The 17,268-nt window shown below is 51.1% G+C and carries 18 protein-coding genes; 9 read left to right on the top strand and 9 right to left on the bottom strand.

Annotated features, from left to right (window positions below; genetic code table 11):
• Window positions 1-72 precede the first annotated feature (72 nt).
• The 4 genes from KDD30_RS11570 (at window position 73) to thiI (ending at window position 3,686) form a co-directional block, all read left to right on the top strand.
• Window positions 73-267, top strand: coding sequence for a hypothetical protein (locus KDD30_RS11570; RefSeq protein ID WP_211646019.1), 195 nt, complete (start codon window positions 73-75; stop codon window positions 265-267).
• A 59-nt stretch (window positions 268-326) separates the two neighbouring features.
• The gene (pomA, locus tag KDD30_RS11565) at window positions 327-1,088 is read left to right on the top strand and encodes a flagellar motor protein PomA (protein ID WP_211646018.1); all 762 of its coding nucleotides are present in this window, start codon (window positions 327-329) and stop codon (window positions 1,086-1,088) included.
• An 11-nt stretch (window positions 1,089-1,099) separates the two neighbouring features.
• Window positions 1,100-2,041, top strand: coding sequence for a flagellar motor protein MotB (locus tag KDD30_RS11560; protein ID WP_211646017.1), 942 nt, complete (start codon window positions 1,100-1,102; stop codon window positions 2,039-2,041).
• Between the two features lie 196 nt (window positions 2,042-2,237).
• The gene (gene thiI, locus KDD30_RS11555; protein WP_211646016.1) at window positions 2,238-3,686 is read left to right on the top strand and encodes a tRNA uracil 4-sulfurtransferase ThiI; all 1,449 of its coding nucleotides are present in this window, start codon (window positions 2,238-2,240) and stop codon (window positions 3,684-3,686) included.
• A gap of 178 nt (window positions 3,687-3,864) precedes the next feature.
• On the opposite strand, the gene KDD30_RS11550 is transcribed toward thiI, so the two are convergent.
• The 9 genes from KDD30_RS11550 to KDD30_RS11510 all read right to left on the bottom strand — a co-directional run bounded on the left by KDD30_RS11550 (window position 3,865) and on the right by KDD30_RS11510 (window position 12,095).
• On the bottom strand, window positions 3,865-4,494 hold the full coding sequence (locus KDD30_RS11550) for a DJ-1 family glyoxalase III (protein WP_371826043.1): 630 nt from the start codon (window positions 4,492-4,494) through the stop codon (window positions 3,865-3,867).
• Window positions 4,487-5,386 (bottom strand): 2-dehydropantoate 2-reductase, encoded by a 900-nt coding sequence (panE, locus tag KDD30_RS11545; protein WP_211646015.1) that lies wholly within the window; start codon window positions 5,384-5,386, stop codon window positions 4,487-4,489. Before panE ends, KDD30_RS11550 begins: the two co-directional genes overlap by 8 nt.
• A 113-nt stretch (window positions 5,387-5,499) precedes the next feature.
• Window positions 5,500-6,312 carry an outer membrane protein OmpK gene (locus KDD30_RS11540; RefSeq protein ID WP_211646014.1) on the bottom strand — a complete coding sequence of 271 codons (813 nt, stop codon included), beginning with the start codon at window positions 6,310-6,312 and terminating at the stop codon, window positions 5,500-5,502.
• 310 nt (window positions 6,313-6,622) lie between these two features.
• Window positions 6,623-7,441 (bottom strand): outer membrane protein OmpK, encoded by an 819-nt coding sequence (locus tag KDD30_RS11535; RefSeq protein WP_211646013.1) that lies wholly within the window; start codon window positions 7,439-7,441, stop codon window positions 6,623-6,625.
• A gap of 398 nt (window positions 7,442-7,839) precedes the next feature.
• Window positions 7,840-9,204 carry an AmpG family muropeptide MFS transporter gene (locus tag KDD30_RS11530; RefSeq protein ID WP_211646012.1) on the bottom strand — a complete coding sequence of 455 codons (1,365 nt, stop codon included), beginning with the start codon at window positions 9,202-9,204 and terminating at the stop codon, window positions 7,840-7,842.
• Between the two features lie 158 nt (window positions 9,205-9,362).
• Complete coding sequence (locus tag KDD30_RS11525) at window positions 9,363-9,725, bottom strand: hypothetical protein (protein WP_211646011.1); 363 nt, start codon at window positions 9,723-9,725, stop codon at window positions 9,363-9,365.
• Window positions 9,726-9,769: 44 nt separating this feature from the next.
• Window positions 9,770-10,324, bottom strand: a complete 555-nt coding sequence (locus tag KDD30_RS11520; protein ID WP_211646010.1) for a peptidylprolyl isomerase — start codon at window positions 10,322-10,324, stop codon at window positions 9,770-9,772.
• Window positions 10,324-10,893: a YajG family lipoprotein gene (locus tag KDD30_RS11515; RefSeq protein ID WP_211646009.1), complete on the bottom strand. Its 570-nt coding sequence runs from the start codon at window positions 10,891-10,893 to the stop codon at window positions 10,324-10,326. Before KDD30_RS11515 ends, KDD30_RS11520 begins: the two co-directional genes overlap by 1 nt.
• A gap of 59 nt (window positions 10,894-10,952) precedes the next feature.
• The gene (locus KDD30_RS11510; RefSeq protein ID WP_211646008.1) at window positions 10,953-12,095 is read right to left on the bottom strand and encodes a methyltransferase; all 1,143 of its coding nucleotides are present in this window, start codon (window positions 12,093-12,095) and stop codon (window positions 10,953-10,955) included.
• A 171-nt stretch (window positions 12,096-12,266) separates the two neighbouring features.
• Here KDD30_RS11510 and bolA point away from each other — a divergent pair, with 171 nt between their 5' ends.
• The 5 genes from bolA to KDD30_RS11485 all read left to right on the top strand — a co-directional run bounded on the left by bolA (window position 12,267) and on the right by KDD30_RS11485 (window position 17,263).
• A complete protein-coding gene (bolA, locus tag KDD30_RS11505; RefSeq protein ID WP_211646007.1) occupies window positions 12,267-12,578 on the top strand; it encodes a transcriptional regulator BolA in 312 nt (103 codons plus the stop codon).
• Window positions 12,579-13,268: 690 nt separating this feature from the next.
• On the top strand, window positions 13,269-14,609 hold the full coding sequence (locus tag KDD30_RS11500; RefSeq protein WP_211646006.1) for a Na(+)-translocating NADH-quinone reductase subunit A: 1,341 nt from the start codon (window positions 13,269-13,271) through the stop codon (window positions 14,607-14,609).
• A gap of 3 nt (window positions 14,610-14,612) precedes the next feature.
• Entirely contained in the window at window positions 14,613-15,857 is a 1,245-nt protein-coding gene (locus KDD30_RS11495; RefSeq protein WP_211646005.1) for an NADH:ubiquinone reductase (Na(+)-transporting) subunit B, read from the top strand.
• Window positions 15,847-16,638 carry a Na(+)-translocating NADH-quinone reductase subunit C gene (locus KDD30_RS11490; RefSeq protein ID WP_211646004.1) on the top strand — a complete coding sequence of 264 codons (792 nt, stop codon included), beginning with the start codon at window positions 15,847-15,849 and terminating at the stop codon, window positions 16,636-16,638. The genes KDD30_RS11495 and KDD30_RS11490 overlap by 11 nt, the downstream gene beginning before the upstream one ends.
• Window positions 16,631-17,263 carry an NADH:ubiquinone reductase (Na(+)-transporting) subunit D gene (locus KDD30_RS11485; RefSeq protein WP_211646003.1) on the top strand — a complete coding sequence of 211 codons (633 nt, stop codon included), beginning with the start codon at window positions 16,631-16,633 and terminating at the stop codon, window positions 17,261-17,263. Before KDD30_RS11490 ends, KDD30_RS11485 begins: the two co-directional genes overlap by 8 nt.
• The last annotated feature ends 5 nt before the right edge of the window (window positions 17,264-17,268 follow it).

Raw genomic sequence — 17,268 nt, 5'->3', positions numbered from 1 at the left:
GTTGGGAGCGCAGTCAGGAGCACGCTCAGAAAATGAGGGGAAAATAGCGCACAGGCTATGCCGGGTCAAATTATGGCACAGGGAAGTGTGCGCATTACAGTGTTATTTTTATGGTTTTTCGTTCGCCTTGTCTGGTTGTGGCTGCAGCAGCTTGGTGTCGGGCATGTGATTTTGGGGATGGATGTGCGTTTTTTCCCAGCAGACCACAAAACCAGTGTTGAATCTCTGCTAAACCATTTTGCGGTGATGCCGATACTAGGTGAGTAAGTTAGAATAAGGCCAGTTCGAGTCGGCTGGCTATAAGAAAAATTTCAGAGGAGTAATCCGTGGATTTGGCAACCCTCATAGGTTTAGTTGGTGCCTTTGCTTTTGTCATCATGGCGATGCTGCTGGGCGGCAGCCTGGACATCTTTTTTAATATACCTTCAGTTCTGATTGTTTTGGGCGGCACTCTGTTTGTCGTCCTGATGAAGTTCAGCCTGTCTCAATTTTTTGGCGCGGCCAAAATTGCGACCAAGGCCTTTATGTTCAAGACCGATGATCCGGAAGATCTGATCGCGAAGATCGTCGAAATGGCAGATGCTGCCCGTAAAGGCGGTTTTCTGGCACTTGAAGAAATGGAAGTGAATAACAGTTTCCTGCGCAAGGGAATTGATTTGCTGGTGGATGGTCACGATGCCGATGTCGTGCGCTCAACCCTGCAAAAAGACATCGGGCTGACCAATGAGCGTCACGAGCGCGGTATCAGTATTTTCAGTTCTCTGGGCGATGTTGCTCCTGCGATGGGGATGATCGGTACCTTGGTTGGTCTGGTGGCCATGCTGACAAATATGGATGACCCGAAGTCGATTGGTCCGGCCATGGCTGTTGCGCTGCTGACCACACTGTACGGCTCAATTCTGGCGAATATGGTCGCGATTCCGATTGCGGACAAACTGTCACTGCGTAAAAACGAAGAAAGATTGAACCGTCGTTTGATTCTGGACGGTGTTCTGGCGATTCAGGATGGTCAGAACCCGCGCGTGATTGACGGCTTCCTGAAAAACTACCTCCATGAAAAACAGCGTCGTATCGACGTTGATGAATAAGGAGGCACGTGATGGACGAGATCGAATGCAATTGTAAGAAGGGGGCACCCGCCTGGATGTCGACCTTCGCCGATCTGTCGACCTTGCTGATGTGCTTTTTTGTACTGCTGTTGTCTTTTTCGGAAATGGATGTACTCAAGTTCAAACAGATCGCCGGCTCACTCAAGTTTGCGTTTGGTGTGCAGCATATGGTGGAAGTGAAGGATATCCCGAAAGGCACCAGCGTGATTGCGCAGGAGTTTCGTCCGGGACGGCCGGAGCCGACGCCGATTGAAGTGATCATGCAACAGACGATCGACATGACTCAGCGCACGCTGGACTTTCATGACGGGGAGTCTGAAAAGGCGGGCGGCACCAAGCGTGAAGCCGGAAAACTGACCGGCGGACGCTCTGAGCATACCGCCACGCAGATGAACCAGAATACCCGCTCAGAGATGACTCAGTCTCAGCAACAGCTGGCAGACATTCTGGAAACGGCGATGGAGCGTGAAATTCAGGAAAACCTGATTGAAGTGGAAAATCTGGGTCAGCAGGTGGTGATTCGGATCCGTGAGAAAGGCGCCTTTCCGGAAGGCTCTGCATTCCTGCAGCCGAAATTCCGTCCGTTGGTGCGTCAGGTGGCTGATCTGGTCAAAGATGTGCCTGGGATCATTACAGTTTCAGGCCATACCGATAACCAGCGTTTAGATTCGGAGCTTTACCGGTCGAACTGGGACTTGTCCGCACAACGCGCCGTGTCGGTGGCACAGGAAATGGAAAAAGTGACCGGCTTTGATCACAGCCGGATGCGGGTTCTGGGTCTGGCGGATACAGCGCCACTGGAAAGTAATGAAACTGCAGAAGGCCGTAAACTGAACCGCCGGGTTGAGATTGCCATCATGCAGGGTAAACCGCATTACTCTGATGAACTGACCAGTGATCCGGCAGGGGAATCTGCCGTCCCGCCAAATTAAGCCTACAATCTGATTAAGGGAAGCCCTGAATCTCCGGTCAGTCCGGGCGACAGGGCAGTGAGGGACAGTCCGATCGCAGGGAAATGCTGCGGTCTGCTGTTCCCGCTATTTTTCTGAGAATCCTTTGTATTTCAGCGACCGCTTGCTTGCTGTATAATCCGCGCCTTTAGTTAGGCCCTGTGAAGCGAAGCATGTTATGAAATTTATTGTAAAGCCCCATCCCGAGATTTTTGTAAAGAGTGAGTCGGTGCGAAAGCGCTTTACCAAAATCCTGGAGTGCAATATCCGCATTATCCTTCAGCGCCTGTCCGATCAAGTGGCGGTTTATAACCGTCGCAGCTATATCGATGTGTCCGTGAAAGACGAAACGATACGTGATCAGGTGCTGACCGTGCTGACGCAGACGCCGGGCATTCATCATGTGCTGGAAGTGAAACAAACCAGCTTCACCGACATGCATGACATTTTCGAGCAGACGCTGGCTCATGTTCGTGACGATCTGGCAGGGAAAACATTCTGTGTGCGGGCCAAACGGACCGGCAAGCATGATTTTACCTCGATTGAGCTGGAACGTTATGTTGGCGGTGGTCTGAATCAGGCCGTTGAAAGCGCCAAAGTTCAGCTGAAGAATCCGCAACTGACCGTGAAAATCGAAGTCGACGGTGACAAGCTGAATCATGTTCTGGCACGTCATAAGGGCTTGGGTGGCTTTCCGCTGGGCACACAGGAAGATGTACTGAGCCTGATCTCCGGTGGTTTTGACTCCGGTGTTTCCAGCTATCTGCACATCAAACGGGGCAGTAAGGTGCATTACTGCTTCTTTAATCTGGGCGGTCCGGCCCATGAAATTGGTGTGAAGCAGGTTTCCAATTTCCTTTGGAAAAAATTCGGCTCCTCAGCCAAGGTCAAATTCATCGCTATCGATTTCGAGCCAGTGGTTGCTGAAATTCTGGAAAACGTTGATGACGGCCAGATGGGCGTCGTGCTTAAGCGGATGTTCATGCGTGCTGCTGGTCAGGTCGCTGAACGTTTCGGCATTCAGGCGCTGGTGACCGGTGAGGCACTGGGTCAGGTATCCAGCCAGACGCTGACGAATCTGCGTCACATTGATAACGTGACCGACTCTCTGATTTTGCGTCCGCTGATCAACTGGGATAAAGAAGACATTATCAATGTGGCCCGCGAGATCGGTACAGAAGATTTCGCCAAGACGATGCCTGAATTCTGCGGCGTGATTTCGAAGAACCCAACCGTGAAAGCGGTGAAAGAGAAACTCGAAACCGAAGAAGCTAAGTTTGACTTTGCGGTACTGGATCGCGTGGTGAGTGAAGCCCGTGTGATGGATATCCGTGATATCGAAAAAGAAAGTCAGGTGCAGGCACCGGAAATCGAGCTGGTGGATCAGATTGATGGTAACAGCACGGTGCTGGATATTCGCAGCCCGGACGAAGAAGATGAGAGTCCGCTGGAAATTGAAGGCGTGGAAGTGAAACACCTGCCATTCTACAAGCTGGCGACTCAGTTTGGTGATCTGCCGCAGGACAAGACTTATCTGCTGTACTGTGCCCGCGGTGTCATGAGCCGCCTGCAGGCGCTATACCTCAAAGAAAATGGCTTTGAGAACGTGAAGGTTTACCGCCCGTAATCGACGGCCTATGCGTTCGTGCCTGATAACCCCTCCTGACCTCCCCCTTGAAAAGGGGGAGGGATCGTCCAGCGATGACTGAAACCGCGATGATTCCCTTCCCTTGGTAAGGGGAGGGATCGTATAGCGATGACCGAAGCCGCGATGATTTCCTCCCATTTGCGAAATGGAGGAATGATCAGCCTTTCCCCACCACATCGAAACACATGCTTGGCCACATCACCATGGGCTCGGCAACTTCAGCCGTCTTGGCTTTCCCCATCAGTATCGTAATGATTTCCAGCGCGAATTCTTGTGACGTTCCCGGCGCCTGACTGGTCAGCAGGTTATGATTCACATCAAACATGACGCGGCGGCCAGCTCGGCGGCGGTCTTCCGGAATTTTCCCGACAAAGCCCGGATGAGCCGTCATCAGCGCTTCAGGATACAGCTGGTGATGTTCCAGCATCACCACGGGAGCTGCACAGATTGCCGCAACCAGTTTTCCGTCATATTTATGCTGTTTGACGAACTCAACGGCGAGTGTGCTGTCGCGCAAATATTCTGCGCCCGGTAAACCTCCCGGCAGAACGACACAATCGAAAGGATCATCGGCGATCTCAACCAGCCGCTTGTCGGCGGTCAGGGTAATTCCCCGGGATCCTTTGACGGCCAGCGCGCCATCTTCTGCCACGCTGGCGAGGGTGACCTGCATGCCGGCCCGGATCAGAATATCCACCGTATTGATCACTTCCATTTCTTCACTGCCCGGCGCGATACACACGGCGACGGTGGGTTGTTTTGCCATGCTTGGCGCTGCATTAGCCATATTCTTGCTCCAACTGTTTGATCTGCTGCCACAGCTGTTGATTCGTCGGTGTGGCAATTTGAAATGAGGTTGCTTGTGCAATGAGAAAGCCGGTAATGGCGTCGATTTCTGTTTGGCGCTGATGGGCAACATCCTGCTGCATTGAGGAGTAATTGGCCGCAGTCGCGTTGATGACGGTGTAGACCTGCTGCAAAAGTGATTCCGTCTCTGCGGGATATCCTGCTGCACGCATCACGGCTGCGACTTCGTCACAGATTGCCATCAATGGCTCGGCAAAATGGCGGTCGGCCAGTTCTCCGTTTCGGCACTGGTGAATAGCTGTCAGCGGATTGATGGCGCAATTAATCGCCAGCTTCTGCCACTGGGGCAGATGAATGTCGGTGTGCCAGTGGCAGGGTGACAGGGCATCGTGAAAAATGTCGCTGAACTGGGCACAGGCCTGACCTGCCGGGTTGACCCCGCCGAGGTGGGTCGGGCCCATGCCGGTGTGCCGCACACTGAAGGGATCGGGCCGGAAAGCAGCCTGAGCTGTAGTGGCGTACAGCACGGGATGTCCCGGTAACTGCTTCAGAACATGGGATTCTGTGCCCATGCCATTGTGCATCACAATGACCGGCGTCTGGGGTTTCAGGAAGGGCTGAATCGAAGCCACCGCTTCGCTGACCTGAAAGGCTTTGACCGTGATGAGCACCCCGTCACTGCTGGCCAGCAGTGAGGATTGATTACAGGGCAGGGTAAAGGTGTCTGGGATTGCTGTATCCAGCCCCTGCCAGTTCAGCGTGAAATGAGTGCCCGGCTGACGTCGCCAGAGATGGACCTGATGTCCTTGTTTGGCCAGCGCGCCTGCCCAAAGGCAACCCACTGCGCCGGCACCGACCAGAGTGATGTTCACGGAAAAATCCCGTCGTCGGAGGAAAACTGTGCGTTATTGTAACGGCTGGCGCTTTGTCGGGGAAAGAAAAAGTCCGGATAAAGTATTATCCGGACTTCATGCGTTGTCAGGTTTCAGAATTTATAAGTGACAGAGAAATAATGAGACGGACCGGTTGATTCGAATGCGTCGGAGTCTTCAATCAGGTAGACATCATAAAAGAGCTTCAGGCCGTAACCGACAGAGAAGCGGTCTGAATGCCAGTACAGGCCGTTAAACCAGTTCCCGCCATGCGTTGCTTGTGAATTACCATTGAATTCATCATCTGCACCAAACTGGTAATCAATATACCCCTGATATGAAAGGAAGGTGCCGTTATCAAAGGTATAAAAGGGTTTAAACCAGTTGGTCGAGATCTGGTAACCATTCCAGTCTTTGGCGTTCACATCGTACAGCGCATACAGATTGAGGCCGACTTTGCCAAACCAGGGGACCATGACGTCTGAACCTATCCCCCAGAAGGAATTGTTGACATCATGCGCACCGCCTCCCCAGTTGAAAAGGGTTGCAAAGTACAGCTCTTGCACCGGACCAAAGGAGAGATCGGTTCTGGTCAGGGCATCCAGCGAAACCCGCGGGGCAAATTTCATGAACATTTTGGGCCGGTCTTTTTTGTCGCTGGCATCATGCTCCGTCAGATCGAAGTAATCGACATAGCCATATAAATCGAAAATCCCGGAACGTCCGCCAAATTCCATTTCCAGATAATCGTGGCCGGACGGATCATCCGGTGCCCGTGGGTATTCTTCCAGTGCGTACATCAAATTGAACTGGAACCATTTATAGTCATTTTTATGGATATCGCCGTCAGTATAGTCTGCGGCAAAGCTGATTCCGGGGACAACCAGGACTGCTCCAAGAGCCAAAGCTAACGGGGTCTGTTTCATGTTGGCGTTCTCACTTATCGTTTATCGTTGCCATTGCTTAGGAAACACAGCTGTCAAGGGGCTTGTTTCTTAACAGAAAGACAGTGTCTAAGTTAAAAGATTAGTGGATTGCGGCCGGGCTGCCTTAGATGTAAGAAAATAATCAGTGCTTCGCCGAGTGATACCGATCGGAACGTTGAAAATCAGTCAGAAAATCAGACAAATAAAAGTAGGAAATGAAGGGAAGAAAATTGTCTCAGGAGTTAGAACGAAAAACAAAGGCGCCGAAAAGGCGCCTTTGCTGGATTCCGTGTGTTGCTCAGGGCAAGCCTTAGAACTTGTAAGTCACGCTGACGTAGTGGCTGATACCGGTAGACTTGAACGAATCAGAGTCTTTGATGCCGTAGATATCTTTATAGGCTTTCAGGCCGTAACCTACTGCGTAGCGATCGGAGTGCCAGTAGATACCGTTGAACATGGCGCCGCCATTGCTGGCAGAAGAGTACTCTTCTTTCAGGCCAAACTGGTAATCAATGTAACCCTGGTAAGACACGAAGCTGCCATTGTCCAAGGTGTAAAAAGGCTTGAACCAATTGGTGGAAATCTGGTAGCCGTTCCAGTCTTTTTTATTCAGGTCATACAGGCCATAAACGTTCAGACCTACTTTACCCAGCCATGGCACGTTGATGTCAGAGCCTAGTCCCCAGAAAGAGTTGTTTACGCTAGCCGTATTAACTGAGCCGTCTGAGTTGGTTGTGGCTGCGCCGTTCCAGTTAAACAGTGTTGCGAAGTACAGCTCTTGTACCGGACCGAAAGACAGGTCAGTTTGAGTCAGCGCATCCAGAGAAACACGAGGTGCAAACTTCATGAACATTTTTGGCGCTTCAGCCTTGTCGCTGCTTGGGCTGTTCGACAGGTTGAAAATGTCCACATAACCGTACAGATCGAAGATGCCTGAACGACCGCCGAATTCCATTTCCAGATAATCATGGCTGGATTCGCCTGGCAGCTCATCAAACGCATACATCAGGTTAAACTGGGACCATTTGTAGTCGTTTTTGTGGATATCACCGTCGGTGTAATCAGCAGCGTTTACAGCAGCAGGCAGGGAAGCAGCCAGTACGCTCAGTGCAACTAGGGATTTACGCATCGTCAACTCTCGCTCAATGAATAAGGACACCGGACTTTTTTGACCAGTCCGTTTCAATGGCGGGAAGTGTATTGCTTGATGTCACTAATGTGAATGTAACGTTTCACCAGTTGTTTTTTGATTGTGAATTTGATCTTATGTAATGGATTTCAAAAGTCATTTAAAGGTGATGTTGATCGCTTTTTACGCGAGATTCGATGTAATTATTTTTAACTTAGTGAGCTTTTGGTCATTAATTGTTCATTCAGGAAAGGAATAAATCCTGTCTGAAATCAAATAAAGTCAATGTGAGGCTGGAAAGGTTCAACAAAAAAAGAAATAACGGGGTTGGGGTAGGTGGAAATCGGCCTGAAATATTGGAACGTTCAGGCCGGAAAAAGTTTCACGGGCAGGCACAATTATTTTTGATGTGGCGCATAAAGTGCAACGGCTTTGATAAGAAAGAGAACCGGAATACCGATCAGCGCTGTGCTCAGGAAGAAAATGTTGTAACCGTATAAGTCGACAAAGAGCCCTGAGAAGCCAGCCAGAAACTTCGGAAACAGCAGCATAATCGAACTGAACAGTGCGTATTGGGTTGCTGAGAAGGCAACATTGGTCAAGCCGGACATGAAAGCAATAAATGCGGCTGTCGCGATCCCTGCACTCAGATTGTCGATAGAAATCACCAGCGTCAGCATCGGCAGGTTGTTGCCAATGTATGAGAATGCCAGAAAGAGCAGATTGGTGAAGGCGGCCAGTACGGCACCCAATGCCAGGATACGCAGGGTGTTATACCGGACAATCAGCAGGCCCCCTAATCCGGCACCAGCCAGTGTCATAATGACCCCATAGACTTTGGACACCGCAGCCACTTCACTCTTGATGAATCCCATATCCACGTAAAACGCATTGGCCATCACGCCCATAACGACATCGGAGATCCGGTAGCAGCCGATCAGGGCGAGCAACAGGAATCCGGCTTTACCATAGCGGGAAAAGAAATCAATGAAAGGCATGACTGCTGCGGTATAAAACCAGGCCGCAATGCGGGCCAGTGCTGGTGGCAACCCCTGAGACACCATTTTGTAGCGAAGATCGGCTTCCAGATCTGCCATGGCTTTGCCATTCACTTGGGGTTCGCGAATGGATAATGCTGTGATCAGGCCAATGGACATCAGACTGGCCATAATGAAATACGCTGTTTTCCAGCCGATGGGATCATAACTGCTGTCAGAGCCGAACAGGGCTGCAAAAGCTAAGACGCCAGCACCTGCCATAATCATCGCTAACCGGTAACCTGTCATATAGGCTGCGGCCAGTGCAGCTTGCAGGCGTTCTGTTGCCAGTTCAATCCGGTACGCATCGATCACAATGTCCTGTGAAGCCGAAGCGATGGCGACAATGACCGCGAAAATAGCAAGCTGAGACAAATCAGCCTGAGGGTTACTGACAGCCATGCCGCACAGGGAAGCGATGATCATCAATTGAGAGAAGACCATCCAGCCCCGTCGGCGTCCGAGCAGGTTTGAAAAGACCGGGACGGGAAAGCGGTCAATCAGGGGTGACCAGATCCATTTAAAACCATAGGCGAGCGCGACCCAGCTGAAATAACCGATATCTGTCCGGCTGACATCGGCTTCACGGAGCCAGAATGACAGGGTGCCGAAGACCAGCAAAATGGGAAGGCCGGAAGAAAAGCCGAGGGCTAGCATAATTAAAACTGACTTTTCGAGATATACTCGCCAACCCAGATCTTCCTGGTTTTCAACGGATTGCTCCATCGGATGGGGCCTCTGTAACTAAAACAAACGGATATCCCCGGACAGATTCACTGAACGCAGCATTCTGAAGGGGTTTGAAGCTATTAAGGTATCAGTATGTTGACGGGAGAAAAACCAGTGGAAGGTCAAAACTGCGGGTTGCTTGGGAGAAAAGTGTGTTAAGGACGAATTCCCTGCATTTTTTCCGGCTGCTCGCCCATGCCAAGCAGGAATTTCGCACCCGCGGTCACGCGAAACTGAATGAAACAGTTGCCCAGCAACTGATGCTCTTCGAGGGATTCCATCAAATGCAGCAGATACCAGTAAACCGATTCATAGCCGGAAGCCGGGGTGCCGCTGGGGACAGACAGTTGCCACCAGTCGTGCAGGTGCTCCGTGCAGGTTTTTTTCAGTGAATCATAGCTGGTGCTTCCTTCCAGTGTTCCCAACATAGATAAAGCCAGTGCGGGCGCATGATCTGCAACGTGACGGGCAATTCGCTCCGTTGGCACGTCCGGTTGTGAGGAAACAAGTTTCAACATGGAAGTTCACCTGACCGCAGACTCACGGCCAGGCGGACGTCAGTCTATTTGTTGAGAATATGGATAGCTTTAATAACTATAGGCTGCTGAGGTACATCTTTCATACCTATTGAGCGGACTGTTGTTGTAGGAACCTGCGCCATTTTTTCAATAACTGAGAACCCTTTCACAACTTTTCCGAACACGGCGTAACCCACTTTCCCGGCCTGTCCGTCCAGAAACGTGTTGTTCTGGTAGTTGATGTAGAACTGACGGGTTGCTGAATCGGCAACCTGAGTTCTGGCCATTGCAAGGGTTGCCCGCTGGTTGCTCAGACCATTGTCGGATTCGTTTTTGATCGGATCGTAGCTCGGACGGCGGTTGAACTCGGCATCAAATCCGCCGCCCTGTGCCATGAATCCCGGAATAACCCGGTGGAACACAGTGCCGACATAGCTGCCATCCTCGACATAGCGGAGGAAGTTTTTGCTGGAAATCGGTGCTTTTTCTTCATTGAGTTCAACAACAAATTCACCCAGAGAGGTTTCGACAGCCACTTGTGTGGCGGCATGGGCTGAAAATGTGCAGGCCAGAATGGCGGCGGTTAACAGTCGGCGCATCAGAGATTCTCCTCCATGTAGCTGCTGAGTTCGGCATCTCCCTGAATGTCACGCAGGACAGCGTCCATCAGGCCATTCATGGCCAGTTCCATGGCTTCAGGTGATGCATTCATGGCCCCTTCACGGGACGACTTTCCGGCATAGCGTTTAATGAACTTTCCGTTCGGTGTGGTCAGAACCAGCTGAAGCTGCAGTTTACTGTTCAGGGTATGGCTGAACGCACTTTGCTTCACATTGACAATGGCTTCCAGAATATCCATGCGCATGGTGCTCTGGCTTTCCGGGCCGACCTGAACGCCCTGAGACTCCAATTGACGGGTCAGCGCATCTTGCAGGGTCAGACGCAGATTTTCTCTGGCGTGCAATGGGTGGACATTTTTGTCCCCATTGTCGATGACGGCAACAAACTGGGCTGTCCGTAAATCCCGGCTTTCAAGGTTCAGATTCAGGCCCTGCATGCTGGCCTGAGACGACAGGGTCGGCGTGGGCTGAAGTGAAAGTTGCATGTCTGTTGGTGCAGTACAGGCGGTCAGCGCCAGCATTGATAGGGCTAAAAGAAGTGGCCTCATCCGGTTCGTTCCTTATTAAAACAGGCTGTCATGCAGCCGGAATGTTGAAGAGTTTGGGCTTATTTTTCAGCTTGATAAACCACGAATTTATTATTTTGTGCAATTTTGTGTACTTTCGCATACAAACGCTTGAGTTTGCCGTCGTAACCCAGATGGCGATTGCCAATAACAATCAGCCGGCCACCCGGTCGTAAACAACGTTTGGCATCTGCGAACATCTGCCAGGCAATGTGATCCGTGATGGTATTTTGCTGGTGAAACGGGGGATTACAAAGTACCAGATCCGCGTCATCATTTGCCATAGTTTCCAGAGAGTTATCTACTTTAACGGTCAACTGTTGCGGGTGCGTCAGATTCAGGTCAGCATTTTCGCGGCAGGAGGCTGCCGCCATGAAACTTTCATCAACACAGGTCACTTGCGCCTGCGGGTTGAGCCGGGCTGCCTGAATACCAATCACGCCGTTTCCGCATCCCAGGTCAACAATATGCTTCAGTGCCGGATCCTGGGGGATATGTTCCAGCAGGAACCGGCCACCAATGTCTAAACTTTCGCCGGAGAAAACATTGGCGTGATTGCTCAGGGTCAACTGGTATTCCGGGACGTCCCAACGTTCAATTTGCGGGAGTGCGCGTGCCAGTGATGCATCGGGACGGCAGAAGATCAGGCGTGCCTTTTTCACCGCCAGAGAGGTGGTGGTTGGGCCGAGGTGCTTTTCAAACAATTTGAGTGTTGATGTATGAATTTCTTTGGCCTTTCCGGCTGCAATCACGATGCAGTCTTCCGGCAGTGATGCGCAAAGCTGGGCCAGTTGCCAGCTGAGCAGGCGATTGCTTTTGGGCAACTTCAGCAGCACCAGTTGCGGTTGATCCGGCAACGGAGACAGGCAGTCCTGAAACTGGACGCGCGGCAACTGATTTTCTTCTAAGTTGGTTTCACTGGCTTTTCGGGCAATATAAGAATCGCCGACGGAGAACACTGGCATTTGTCCTGCAAACCAGCACGCGAGTGCACCAAAACCATCATTCATCAAGATCACAGGACGGGTTGCATCCAGTGTCAGCGCCTGTTCGGCTTTCATGGTTTCGACCTGATTGATCAGGTATTCATCTGCCGCATCCCAGGCCTGCAGCGTTTCGCGCTTGCGAATGGGGTAGCGTTGCAGCGTCAGGCTTCTGCTGTGCAAGGTGAGCTCAGGTTTCATTCGGACTATCTTTAGGGTATGTTGTCGGGTTGAATATTTTCGCAGATGCGGGCCAGCCTGCAAAGGTAAACTGTGTTGATGATGTTGTAACCGGTGAGGTAAACGGCAGTCAGAGCAGGCATTCTTATCCGCAAAATCGTCGGCTGGTCTGATCAAGCATCAGGAGGACCCATGATCCAGGAACGTATCGAACAGAAATTGCAGCAATCCCTCGCCCCGGTTCATCTGGACGTGATCAACGAAAGTTACATGCACAATGTGCCAAAAGGGGCTGAAAGTCACTTTAAAGTGATTATTGTCAGTACTGAATTTGAAGGCCAGCGACTGATTGGTCGCCATAGAACGGTAAATGCGATTCTGGCAGATGAACTGGCGAACCATATTCATGCGCTCGCGATTCATACCTACACCCCGGATGAATGGGCGACCCAGCAGGCAGCTCCGGCGTCTCCGTCTTGTCTGGGTGGCAGTAAGTTTGGCTGAGTTGTCTGTCTTTCACCCTGACTGCTGGCGATTGTATGCCGCTCTCAGAGAAAACCGCATCTGTTGCGGTTTTTTACAGTCTGAAATTTGAAGTCGGTTGTCTTGGTAAATTGAGTCATCGCGTAAAATACGCTCAATTTTTGCCCGGCGACTGACCCGAAAGATTCTCACAGTCTCAGACGGCCGGGCCGTCTATACTGACTCCGGACACTGGATTGCAACAAGATATTTCCAGTGTAAGCGAGTGAAAACATATGTTGCAAATTCGATGCGGAATTGCATGGTTTTTTGCTGTTTTATGATCACCGAATGCGTTAGTTTTACTGGCGACTTTTTGGTGTTGTTAAATTGATATCAGAATGTAAACAGCAGAAAAGTGCATTGTTCGAGGGAATCACGGTTGTAACCACTGCAAGTGTGCGTTGGTTCAAAATTATCCGTTGTCGTGATGATAAGCACATCAGCTATCGCTGAATTTCAGTTCGATTAGCGAGGTTTGCCATAGTAAAAACCCGTTGATTAATGCTAAAATCCGGCCCTCGAAAAAACTCGTCATCCGGTTGTGTGATGAAAGAGTAAATAGGATGTTGCGGTGCTGGTGGTATCTGACACCGGCTTCGGACCATGGAAAGTCGTGTCTAAATTGCGCAATAACAAGTTCTTTTTCCCGTTAATGTAGTGCAAGTGCGTATGATTACAATAAAGAAGGGTCTGGATATCCCAATTGCTGGGACTCCTACCCAGGCGATAAATGATGGCAAGGCCATCACTCGAGTCGCCTTGCTTGGCGAAGAATACGTGGGTATGCGTCCAACGATGCATGCACGCGTAGGGGACGTAGTAAAAAAAGGTCAGGTGCTCTTCGAAGATAAGAAGAACCCTGGCGTGAAGTTTACTGCGCCAGCCAGCGGCAAGGTTGTGGAAGTCAATCGTGGTGCTAAGCGTGTGCTCCAGTCCGTCGTGATCGACGTTGAGGGCGATGAGCAAATCACATTCAAGAGTTACGACAAAGCGCAACTGGCGCAATTGGATCGTGCTGCTATTGTTGAGCAGCTGGTTGAATCCGGTCTGTGGACAGCATTGCGTACCCGCCCGTTCAGCAAGATTCCTGCAATCGATGCTGAAACTCAGGCGATCTTTGTCAATGCGATGGATACCAATCCGCTGGCAGCCAATCCGGAAGTGATCATCAACGAACAAGGCGATGCCTTTGTTGCGGGTCTGACCCTTCTGTCTCAACTGACCAGTGGCAAGGTGTTTGTGTGTAAGTCAGGTGCAAGCCTGCCTCGCAGCAACGAATCCAATGTTGAAGAGCACGTATTCAACGGTCCGCACCCAGCGGGTCTGGTGGGGACGCATATTCATACTCTGTATGGCGCAGACACCAAAAATGTTGCATGGCACCTGAACTATCAGGATGTGATCGCATTGGGTCATCTGTTCCTGACGGGTGAATTATATACGCAGCGTGTTGTTGCGCTGGCTGGTCCTGCTGTGAACAACCCGCGCCTGGTTCGTACGGTTCTGGGGGCTTCTGTGGAGCAACTGACCGAAGGCGAACTGATGACTGGCGAGCTGCGTGTGCTGTCAGGTTCTGTCCTGAACGGTGTGAATGCTTCGGGTCCACATGCTTATCTGGGGCGTTACCATCTGCAGATCTCTGCGCTGCGCGAAGGCCGTGAGAAAGAGTTCATGGGTTGGATCTCACCGGGTAAGAACAAATTCTCTGTGACGCGTGCTTTCTTCAGCCAATTTTTCCCGGGTCAACTGTACAACATGACAACCACGACCAATGGTAGTGAGCGTTCTATGGTGCCAATCGGCAACTACGAGCGTGTCATGCCTCTGGACATCGAACCAACATTACTGTTGCGTGATCTGTGCGCTGGCGATAGCGATAGTGCCCAACAATTGGGTGCGCTGGAGCTGGATGAAGAAGATCTGGCGCTGTGTACCTTTGTGTGCCCAGGTAAGTATGAGTTCGGTCCAATGCTGCGTGCATGCCTGGACAAGATTGAGAAGGAAGGGTAATTCATGAGCCTCAAGAATTTCCTCGAGCAGATTGAACACCACTTTGAACCAGGTGGTAAGCATGAAAAGTGGTTTGCACTGTATGAAGCAGTTGCAACCGTGCTTTACACCCCAGGTATGGTGACCCGTACCGGTTCTCACGTGCGTGACAGTATCGACCTGAAACGTATCATGATCATGGTCTGGTTGGCCGTATTCCCAGCAATGTTCTGGGGTATGTACAACGTAGGCCATCAGGCGATTGCTGGCCTGAACCACCTGTATGCTGGTGCTGAACTGGCTGGTGTGATTCAGGGCGACTGGCACTACTGGCTGACACAGTCACTGGGTGGCACCCTGGGTGCTGACGCAGGCTGGGGCAGCAAGATGATCCTGGGTGCGACCTACTTCCTGCCTATTTACGCGACGGTCTTTATCGTCGGTGGTATCTGGGAAGTCCTGTTCTGTATGGTCCGTAAACATGAAGTCAACGAAGGTTTCTTCGTCACTTCGATCCTGTTTGCGCTGATCGTACCGCCAACACTGCCTCTGTGGCAGGCAGCCCTGGGGATTACCTTTGGTGTTGTTGTGGCGAAAGAAGTCTTCGGTGGTACTGGCCGTAACTTCCTGAACCCTGCACTGGCGGGTCGTGCCTTCCTGTTCTTCGCATATCCTGCTCAGATCTCTGGTGATCTGGTATGGACCGCAGCTGACGGCTTCTCGGGTGCAACGGCACTGAGCCAGTGGGCTACGGGCGGTCAGGCTGCTGTCGTAAACACGATCACTGGCGAAGCTGTGACTTGGATGGACGCTTTCATTGGCCGTATTCCTGGTTCTATCGGTGAAGTGTCAACCCTGTTCATTCTGATCGGTGGTGCCTTCATTGTTTATCTGGGCATTGCGTCCTGGCGCATCATTCTGGGGACGCTGATCGGTATGGTTGCGACGGCAACGCTGTTTAACCTGATCGGTTCTGACAGCAACCCAATGTTTGCGATGCCTTGGCATTGGCACCTGGTTCTGGGTGGCTTTGCATTCGGTATGATGTTCATGGCAACCGACCCTGTTTCTGCCTCTTTCACCAACAAAGGGAAGTGGTGGTACGGTGCATTGATCGGTGTGATGGCTGTTCTGGTACGTGTGGTTAACCCTGCATACCCGGAAGGCATGATGCTGGCGATTCTGTTCGCGAACCTGTTTGCACCGCTGTTTGACCATGCAGTAATTCAAGGCAACATCAAACGGAGACTGGCTCGTCATGTCAAGTAAGAATGATAGCATCAAGAAAACGCTGATCGTTGTTGTTGCCCTGAGCCTGGTGTGCTCGATCGTGGTTTCAACTGCCGCAGTCGTGCTGCGCCCAATGCAGCAACACAATGCGAAACTGGATGTTCAGCGTAATATCCTGTCTGTTGCAGGTTTGCTGCAAGACGGTATCGACATCCCGCAGACTTACAATCAGTTTATTGAACCAAAACTGGTTGAGCTGGAAACAGGCAATTTTATTGATTCTGTTGAAGGTGTGTCAGCTGCCGAGTATGACCAGCGTGATGCTGCGAAAACACCGGCGTTGTCTGTGAAACTGAACCCATCTGAAGATCCGGCAAAACTGAATCGTCGTGCGAATGTGGCGAAAGTTTACCTGGTGAAAGATGAAAATGACCAGATTGAAAAGCTGATCCTGCCGGTGAACGGTAAAGGTCTGTGGTCGATGATGTACGCTTTTGTTGCTGTTGAGACTGACGGCAATACTGTTGCGGGTATCTCCTACTATGAGCAGGGCGAAACGGCTGGTCTGGGTGGTGAGGTTGTTAACCCGAAATGGCGTGCACAATGGGAAGGTAAGAAGTTGTTTGATGACAATTTTGAGCCAGCCATCCGCGTTGTAAAAGGCGGCGCACCACAAGGAGATGCTCACGGTATTGATGGCCTGTCAGGTGCAACCCTGACGAGCACCGGGGTAGAAAACACTTTCAAATTCTGGTTGGGTGAAAACGGTTTTGGTCCGTTCCTGGCGAAAGTGCGTAACGGAGGCCTGAACAATGGCTGATACGAAAGAAATGAAAAAAGTCCTGTTAGGGCCGCTGGTTAGTAATAACCCGATTGCCCTGCAGGTACTGGGTGTGTGTTCAGCACTGGCTGTAACCACAAAACTGGAAACTGCGTTCGTGATGACGCTGGCGGTAACTTTTGTTACAGCATTTTCCAACTTCTTTGTTTCTCTGGTACGTAACCAAATTCCGAACAGCGTGCGTATTATCGCGCAGATGGCGATCATCGCCTCTCTGGTAATCGTGGTGGACCAGATCCTGAAAGCTTACGTTTACGACATCTCTAAGCAGCTGTCTGTATTCGTTGGTCTGATCATCACCAACTGTATCGTCATGGGTCGTGCGGAAGCTTACGCCATGAAATCTGCACCACTGCCATCTCTGCTGGATGGTATTGGTAACGGTTTAGGCTATGGTTTCGTTCTGATTACTGTGGGTTTCTTCCGTGAGCTGCTGGGCTCTGGAAGCATCTTTGGTGTTCAGGTATTGCCGCTGATCTCTGAAGGTGGCTGGTATCAGCCGAACGGTATCATGCTACTGGCACCGTCTGCCTTCTTCCTGATTGGCTTCCTGATCTGGACAATTCGTACCTTCCGTCCAGAACAAGTTGAAGCGAAGGAGTAAGGGAA

The organism is Photobacterium sp. GJ3 (assembly GCF_018199995.1).
Lineage (GTDB): Bacteria > Pseudomonadota > Gammaproteobacteria > Enterobacterales > Vibrionaceae > Photobacterium.
This window is presented reverse-complemented; position numbering and strand designations above follow the sequence as displayed.

Excerpts from the sequence above, each read along its gene's own strand:
- KDD30_RS11570 (WP_211646019.1), top strand. The coding sequence starts at position 73 with ATGGCACAGGGAAGTGTGCGCATTACAGTGTTATTTTTATGGTTTTTC.
- KDD30_RS11550 (WP_371826043.1), bottom strand. The coding sequence starts at position 4,494 with ATGGCTAATGCAGCGCCAAGCATGGCAAAACAACCCACCGTCGCCGTG.
- KDD30_RS11535 (WP_211646013.1), bottom strand. The coding sequence starts at position 7,441 with ATGCGTAAATCCCTAGTTGCACTGAGCGTACTGGCTGCTTCCCTGCCT.
- KDD30_RS11495 (WP_211646005.1), top strand. The coding sequence starts at position 14,613 with ATGAGCCTCAAGAATTTCCTCGAGCAGATTGAACACCACTTTGAACCA.
- KDD30_RS11490 (WP_211646004.1), top strand. The coding sequence starts at position 15,847 with ATGTCAAGTAAGAATGATAGCATCAAGAAAACGCTGATCGTTGTTGTT.
- KDD30_RS11560 (WP_211646017.1), top strand. The coding sequence starts at position 1,100 with ATGGACGAGATCGAATGCAATTGTAAGAAGGGGGCACCCGCCTGGATG.
- KDD30_RS11525 (WP_211646011.1), bottom strand. The coding sequence starts at position 9,725 with ATGTTGAAACTTGTTTCCTCACAACCGGACGTGCCAACGGAGCGAATT.
- KDD30_RS11515 (WP_211646009.1), bottom strand. The coding sequence starts at position 10,893 with ATGAGGCCACTTCTTTTAGCCCTATCAATGCTGGCGCTGACCGCCTGT.
- bolA (WP_211646007.1), top strand. The coding sequence starts at position 12,267 with ATGATCCAGGAACGTATCGAACAGAAATTGCAGCAATCCCTCGCCCCG.
- KDD30_RS11530 (WP_211646012.1), bottom strand. The coding sequence starts at position 9,204 with ATGGAGCAATCCGTTGAAAACCAGGAAGATCTGGGTTGGCGAGTATAT.
- KDD30_RS11540 (WP_211646014.1), bottom strand. The coding sequence starts at position 6,312 with ATGAAACAGACCCCGTTAGCTTTGGCTCTTGGAGCAGTCCTGGTTGTC.
- thiI (WP_211646016.1), top strand. The coding sequence starts at position 2,238 with ATGAAATTTATTGTAAAGCCCCATCCCGAGATTTTTGTAAAGAGTGAG.
- KDD30_RS11485 (WP_211646003.1), top strand. The coding sequence starts at position 16,631 with ATGGCTGATACGAAAGAAATGAAAAAAGTCCTGTTAGGGCCGCTGGTT.
- KDD30_RS11520 (WP_211646010.1), bottom strand. The coding sequence starts at position 10,324 with ATGCGCCGACTGTTAACCGCCGCCATTCTGGCCTGCACATTTTCAGCC.
- KDD30_RS11510 (WP_211646008.1), bottom strand. The coding sequence starts at position 12,095 with ATGAAACCTGAGCTCACCTTGCACAGCAGAAGCCTGACGCTGCAACGC.
- KDD30_RS11500 (WP_211646006.1), top strand. The coding sequence starts at position 13,269 with ATGATTACAATAAAGAAGGGTCTGGATATCCCAATTGCTGGGACTCCT.